At 60.7% G+C, this 6,319-nt stretch carries 5 protein-coding genes and 1 pseudogene; 3 read left to right on the top strand and 3 right to left on the bottom strand.

Annotated elements, in window-relative coordinates:
* Positions 1–97: 97 nt before the first annotated feature.
* A pseudogene (locus QMX91_RS28025) lies at positions 98–961 on the bottom strand (LysR substrate-binding domain-containing protein).
* 101 nt (positions 962–1,062) lie between these two features.
* On the opposite strand from QMX91_RS28025, the gene QMX91_RS28030 reads away from it, so the two are divergent.
* On the top strand, positions 1,063–1,956 hold the full coding sequence (locus QMX91_RS28030; RefSeq protein WP_282413699.1) for a DMT family transporter: 894 nt from the start codon (positions 1,063–1,065) through the stop codon (positions 1,954–1,956).
* A gap of 135 nt (positions 1,957–2,091) precedes the next feature.
* On the opposite strand, the gene QMX91_RS28035 is transcribed toward QMX91_RS28030, so the two are convergent.
* Both QMX91_RS28035 and QMX91_RS28040 read right to left on the bottom strand, forming a co-directional pair.
* A complete protein-coding gene (locus QMX91_RS28035) occupies positions 2,092–2,322 on the bottom strand; it encodes a hypothetical protein (protein WP_007965409.1) in 231 nt (76 codons plus the stop codon).
* Positions 2,323–2,414: 92 nt separating this feature from the next.
* Entirely contained in the window at positions 2,415–3,128 is a 714-nt protein-coding gene (locus QMX91_RS28040; RefSeq protein WP_225138393.1) for a FadR/GntR family transcriptional regulator, read from the bottom strand.
* Between the two features lie 366 nt (positions 3,129–3,494).
* Here QMX91_RS28040 and QMX91_RS28045 point away from each other — a divergent pair, with 366 nt between their 5' ends.
* The gene (locus tag QMX91_RS28045) at positions 3,495–4,841 is read left to right on the top strand and encodes an MFS transporter (RefSeq protein WP_098968076.1); all 1,347 of its coding nucleotides are present in this window, start codon (positions 3,495–3,497) and stop codon (positions 4,839–4,841) included.
* A 34-nt stretch (positions 4,842–4,875) separates the two neighbouring features.
* On the top strand, positions 4,876–6,219 hold the full coding sequence (gene gudD, locus QMX91_RS28050; protein WP_282413700.1) for a glucarate dehydratase: 1,344 nt from the start codon (positions 4,876–4,878) through the stop codon (positions 6,217–6,219).
* The last annotated feature ends 100 nt before the right edge of the window (positions 6,220–6,319 follow it).

A 6,319-nucleotide genomic window follows, 5' to 3' on the forward strand; every position in this document is an offset into this window, starting at 1 on the left:
AGCTGCCGCAGGCTGCGATCTTTTGATCTTGTTCTTCAATAACAAAGTCAAAAGATCGCAGCCTGCGGCAGCTCCTACAGGTGCGCGTTGGATGTGATCAGAGGAATTCTTCACGCAACATCGCCACGAACGCCTCACGCGCCGGGTGTACCCCGGCGTTTTCGTGCCAGTAAAACAGGTTGTCGATCGCCGTCAGTTCGGGAAACTCATAGCCCACGCATCCAGCGCCTTTGGCGTATTGCTCGAACACGCCTTTAGGTACTAATGCCACCCCGGCGCCAGCACTCACGCAACCGACAATCGCCCCGTAACTCGCCAGGCTGACAATCGGCAGCGCCTGCCCCTGACGCAACAGCCAGTGCTCCAGCGCCGCCCGATACGGACAACCCTGCGGCCACATGAACACGGTTTTGTCCTGCAGATCGTGGATGTCGCGCACGGGGCCGAATGACGTCGAGGCAATCAGCAGCAATTCTTCGCGGTACATCGGCGTGCGTTTCAGTTGCGAACGCTCGACGTCCACCGCGACGATCGCACCGTCGAGGCGATGGCTGACGGTGTCGTCGAGTAATTGGCCCCAGGTGCCAGTGGTCAACTCCAGCGCCACCTGCGGATAGCGCTAGTGAAACTTGGCCAACAGTCGGGGCAAACGCCCGGTGGCCGAGGACTCGATCGCGCCGATACGCAGCGGGCCGGACGGTTCGGCGGCGGGATCCACCGCGCGCTTGGCTTCGGCGGTCAGCGCCAGAATCCGCTCGGCATACGCCAGGAACGTCTGCCCCGCCGGGCTGATCCGCAGCCCGCGCCCTTCGCGCAGAAACAGCGCCACACCGAGTTCAGCTTCCAATGCCTTGATCCGTGCGGTGATGTTCGACGGCACGCAAAACAGCTTTTCAGCGGCGCGGGCAATGCTGCCCTCGTCAGCCACGGTCTTGAACATGCGGATCTGCGCCAGCTCCATACTCATCACTCAAAGTGAACATTCGGCGCAGTATAAGTCAGTTGTGGAGACTTGTTCGTCGCCCGGATACTCGGCGCATCAACCCTTGCAGTGCGCCGATCATGCTGACTCCTTCTCCCTTGAAAATCATTCTGACCATGGCCTTCGTGGTTGGCTGCTGGGCCTATTCACCCACCGGCATTCACATCGGCCTGCAAGCCTACGACCCCGGGCATCTGGCGTTGCTGCGGTTTCTGCTGGCGTCGTTGTTCATGGCCGTGATCGCAGCGTTCAAGGGTATTCGCCTGCCGCAACGGCGCGACGTACCGCTGTTGTTCGCCCTGGGATTTTTTGCCGTCAGCCTGCATCACGTGGCGCTGAACATCGGCCAGCAAAGCGTCAGTGCCGGCGCCTCCAGCGTACTGGCACAGTCGAGCCCGCTGTTCAGTACGCTGCTGGCGCGCTACGTGTTCAAGGATCAGGTCAGTGTCTGGCGATGGGGCTGCGTGTTGCTGGGACTGGTCGGCGTGGTGATCGTGGTCAGCGCCGATCGGGGCCTGGGGCAGATCGACGCGCATGGCTTGCTGATCCTGCTGGCAGCGCTGTCATGGAGCATTTACTTCGCCCTGCAAAAACATCACGCCCGGCGTTATGACGGCTTCAGTCTGGCTTGTTACGCGGTGTGGTCGGGGACACTGCTGTTGCTGATTTATCTGCCGGGGCTGGGTGCGGCGGTGGTGAAAGCGCCGCTGCAAGTGCAGTGGGCAGTTCTGGCGTTGGGGGTGTTTCCCAGTGCACTGGCCTATCTGGCCTGGGGCTTTGTGCTCAAGCATGTGGACTTGAGCCGGGCGACGATGACGTTGTACCTGATACCACCGACGGCGATGGGGATTGCTTCACTGGGATTGGGCGAGCGACCGACGCTGATGGTGCTGGCGGGGTCGGCGGTGGTGTTGATCAGTGTGCTGGCGTTGAATCTGGAGCGGCGGGTGGAGGGTCGACCGATTGAGGTCTGATCGAGGTTTTTACTGAGGCTGATGACCCCATCGCGAGCAGGCTCACTCCTACAGGGGGATGCGTTCTACCTGTGGGAGCGAGCTTGCTCGCGAACGGGCCGGCGCAGACTATAAATATCTCGTGCCGGGTTAGCCTCAGCGCCTGTCATCCGACAACGGCGTCGGCTCATCCGCTGGCGGCACATCATCGTCAGCCGCCGGGTCCTTCCAGTCTTCCGGCCGATCAGCATCACTCAACGGATCACGTCCCGGGCTCATGCCCGGCGGCGCATCGTGATCGGCCAGTGTCGGCTCATCCGTGCCGGGCACCGGACGGGTTGGATCGGTCGGCAGCACACCACCCTGAAACAGCAAATCATTAGCCATGACACACCTCACCAAGGAGGTCCGGAGAACCCGGGCCATACAGCTTGGAAGCGTGCATCTGCAGGCGGTGCTATCGAGCAGACCAACGGCAATCAGCCCTGCGCACTGAAGCGGTCGCGGCTGTTGGTCAGGTGCAGCCACATGGCCGCGCGCGCCGCGTCCGGATCCTGCCGCTTGATCGCATTCAGGATCGCTTCGTGCTCCAGATGGGCCAACTGCCCCAGCTTGCTCAGATCCGCCGCGCCACGCTCGGCGGCATTGAGCCGCTGACGTGGAATCATCGCGCTGCCCAGGTGCTGCATGATTTCGCTGAAGCAGACGTTGCCGGTGGCTTCGGCAATAAGCAGATGAAAACGTCGATCAGCCTCGACACAACTGTCATTGCTGTCCAGCAAACGCTGATAGTCATCCAGCGCCTGACGCATTTGCAGCAATTGCTGCTCGCTGCGACGTGACGCGGCCAACGCCGCAGCCTGCGTCTCCAGGCCCATGCGCAATTCCAGAATGCTGCGCACCCCGAGAGCGGTGTCGACATTCAGGCGCAAGCCCTGCTCGGCAGCGCGCTCGATGACAAAACTGCCGATGCCGTGCCGCGTCTCGACCAGGCCCGAGGCCTGCAACTTGGAAATCGCTTCGCGCACCACCGTGCGACTGACGCCGTGCTCCTGAACGATGGCGTTCTCCGACGGCAGCTTGTCGCCGGGCGACAACTGGCCAAGCAGGATGCTCTGGGTGAGTTTCTCCACCAGATCGTGTGCGAGGTTGTGTGCACGTTTGGGCGCAGGGGCGTCGAGGTCTTCTTGCATGATCGGTTCCGGTCATCGGGGCTTGTCGATCGTAGCACTGCGCGGTGGCTGACGAGATCGATTTTAGCGCTGAAACAGCCAGCAACTTGTATGACAACATTCAATAAAACGAAAAAAACCGCAACAACCAAGCCCTACGCCCTGTTTGAAAATTTGGATCGCGAACCGAAATGCACGTCTGATGGGTGCGATTTGAACCAATGAAAACGGGGACAAATCCCAAAAAGAAATAAAAAATCTGTTCACCAGACAAATTTAATCGCTCCACCCCACTTGTAGGACAAAAAATCCCAGTTGTATGATGTCTATCAACAACGCAGCATCCAGCCCTACCCCGCATAAAAATAATCAGTGGGAGAAAACCAAGTGAAAACCTCCGTCTCCGGGATGAACGAGGGCGTCGATTCGACACTCGCGTCCGCCATCTCGAAAGTGAAACGCCACGTCCTGCCGCTCTTCGTGATCATGTTCATTGTCAATTACATTGACCGGGTGAACATCGGTTTCGTCCGCACTCACATGGAACATGACCTGGGCATTGGTGCTGCCGCCTACGGCTTCGGCGCCGGTCTGTTCTTCATCGGTTACGCGCTGTTCGAAGTGCCGTCCAACGTGCTTTTGCAGAAAGTCGGCGCGCGTATCTGGCTCACCCGCATCATGCTCACCTGGGGCCTGGTCGCCGCCGGCATGGCGTTCATCCAGAACGAAACGCACTTTTACATCCTGCGCTTTCTGCTCGGCGTGGCCGAAGCCGGGTTCTTTCCCGGGGTGATCTACTACTTCACGCGCTGGCTACCCGGCGCCGAACGCGGCAAGGCAATCGCGATTTTCCTCAGCGGCTCAGCGGTCGCCTCGCTGATCTCCGGCCCGTTGTCCGGCCTGCTTTTGCAGATCAATGGCCTGGGCCTGCACGGCTGGCAATGGATGTACTTCATCGAGGGGATGTTTTCCGTGGGGCTGTGTGTGTTCGTGTGGTTCTGGCTCGACGCCAAACCCCACGACGCAAAATGGCTGACCCGCGCCGAACAGGACGCACTGGTCAGCGCCATCGATGATGAACAGAAGGCCCGCGAAGCCGCGACGCCGATCCGCCCGTCGATGGGCAAACTGCTCAAGGACCGGCAGATCATCCTGTTTTGCCTGATCTACTTTTTTATCCAGCTGACGATCTACGCCGCGACGTTCTGGCTGCCGAGCATCATCAAGAAAATGGGCGAGATGAGTGACTTCCAGGTCGGGCTGTTCAACTCGATTCCATGGTTGCTGTCGATCGTCGGCATGTACGCCTTCGCCGCCTTCTCGGCCAAGTGGAAGCACCAGCAGGCCTGGGTCGCCACCGCGTTGTTGATCGCCGCGGCGGGGATGTTCATGTCCACCACCGGCGGGCCGATCTTCGCCTTTGTCGCGATCTGTTTTGCCGCGCTGGGCTTCAAGTCCGCCTCATCGTTGTTTTGGCCGATTCCGCAGGCCTATCTGGATGCACGGATCGCCGCGGCAGTGATCGCACTGATCAACTCGGTGGGCAACCTCGGCGGCTTCGTCGCGCCGACCACCTTCGGCCTGCTCGAAGAACACACTGGTTCGATTCAGGGCGGCCTCTATGGCCTGGCCGCGACTTCGATCATCGCCGCGATCATCGTCTTCGCTGCACGTACCACCCCGAAACCCGCTGCTGACCTCGCCGTGGCCGAGGCCGCGCCAAAGCACGCATGACTTCCTTTTTAAAGATGCTGACAAGGATAAAAACATGACCGCACACGACACTGCCAAAGCGCCAATCATCACTGACATGCAGGTGATTCCCGTGGCCGGCCACGACGGCATGCTGCTCAACCTGAGCGGCGCCCACGGGCCGTTTTTCACCCGCAATATCGTCATTCTCAAGGACAACGCCGGCCACACTGGCGTCGGTGAAGTGCCCGGTGGCGAGCGCATCCGGCAGACGCTGGAGGACGCCCGCAGCCTGGTGCTCGGCAGCACAATCGGCAACTATCAGAAGATCCTCAATCAGGTGCGCCAGACCTTCGCCGAGCGTGATGCCGGCGGCCGTGGCCTGCAGACGTTCGACCTGCGCATCACCATCCACGCGGTCACCGGACTCGAAGCTGCCCTCCTCGACTTGCTCGGGCAACACCTCGACGTACCGGTCGCGGCGCTGCTCGGCGAAGGCCAGCAACGCGATCAAGTGAAGATGCTCGGTTATCTGTTTTATGTCGGCGATCAACGCGAGACCAACCTCGCCTACCGCAGCGAACCGGACGCCGATAACGACTGGTTCCGCGTGCGTCACGAGAAGGCCATGAGCGCCGAAGCGGTAGTGCGTCTGGCTGAAGCGGCCCAGGCGAAATACGGTTTCCAGGACTTCAAACTCAAAGGCGGCGTGCTTAGCGGCGACGCGGAAATCGAAGCGGTGACGGCACTGGCCAAACGCTTTCCCGAGGCGCGTATCACGCTTGATCCGAACGGCGCCTGGTCACTGAAAGAAGCGATCCGCCTGTGCCGCGATCAACATAAGGTGCTGGCTTACGCCGAAGACCCGTGCGGTGCGGAAAACGGTTACTCGGGGCGCGAAGTCATGGCCGAGTTCCGCCGCGCAACCGGACTGAAGACGGCGACCAACATGATCGCCACCGACTGGCGCGAGATGGGCCACGCCATTCAGCTGCAGTCGGTGGACATTCCGTTGGCCGACCCGCACTTCTGGACCATGCAAGGCTCGGTACGTGTCGCGCAGTTGTGCCATGAGTGGGGCCTGACCTGGGGCTCACACTCCAACAATCACTTCGATATCTCGCTGGCGATGTTCACCCATGTCGCGGCGGCGGCACCGGGCGACATCACCGCCATCGACACGCACTGGATCTGGCAGGACGGCCAGCGCCTGACCAAGGCACCGCTGCAAATTGTCGACGGTTGCGTGCAAGTGCCGCAGAAACCTGGGCTGGGGGTGGAGCTGGACATGGATCAGCTGGCCAAGGCCCACGAACTGTACAAAGGCATGGGTCTCGGCGCGCGGGATGACAGTGTGGCGATGCAGTTTTTGATACCGGAGTGGACGTTCGATAACAAGCGGCCGTGTCTGGTGCGCTGAATTCTGATCTGCAGTCCACTGCCGTCCCTGTGGGAGCGGGCTTGCTCGCGAAGGCGGTGCATCAGTCAATATTTGAGTTGACTGACACGCCGCCTTCGCG

Source organism: Pseudomonas sp. PS01299, assembly GCF_029960145.1.
GTDB classification, from domain to species: Bacteria; Pseudomonadota; Gammaproteobacteria; order Pseudomonadales; family Pseudomonadaceae; genus Aquipseudomonas; species Aquipseudomonas putida_A.

Coding starts and splice junctions, on each gene's coding strand:
- QMX91_RS28030 (WP_282413699.1), top strand. CDS start 1,063: ATGCTGACTCCTTCTCCCTTGAAAATCATTCTGACCATGGCCTTCGTG.
- QMX91_RS28035 (WP_007965409.1), bottom strand. CDS start 2,322: ATGGCTAATGATTTGCTGTTTCAGGGTGGTGTGCTGCCGACCGATCCA.
- QMX91_RS28040 (WP_225138393.1), bottom strand. CDS start 3,128: ATGCAAGAAGACCTCGACGCCCCTGCGCCCAAACGTGCACACAACCTC.
- gudD (WP_282413700.1), top strand. CDS start 4,876: ATGACCGCACACGACACTGCCAAAGCGCCAATCATCACTGACATGCAG.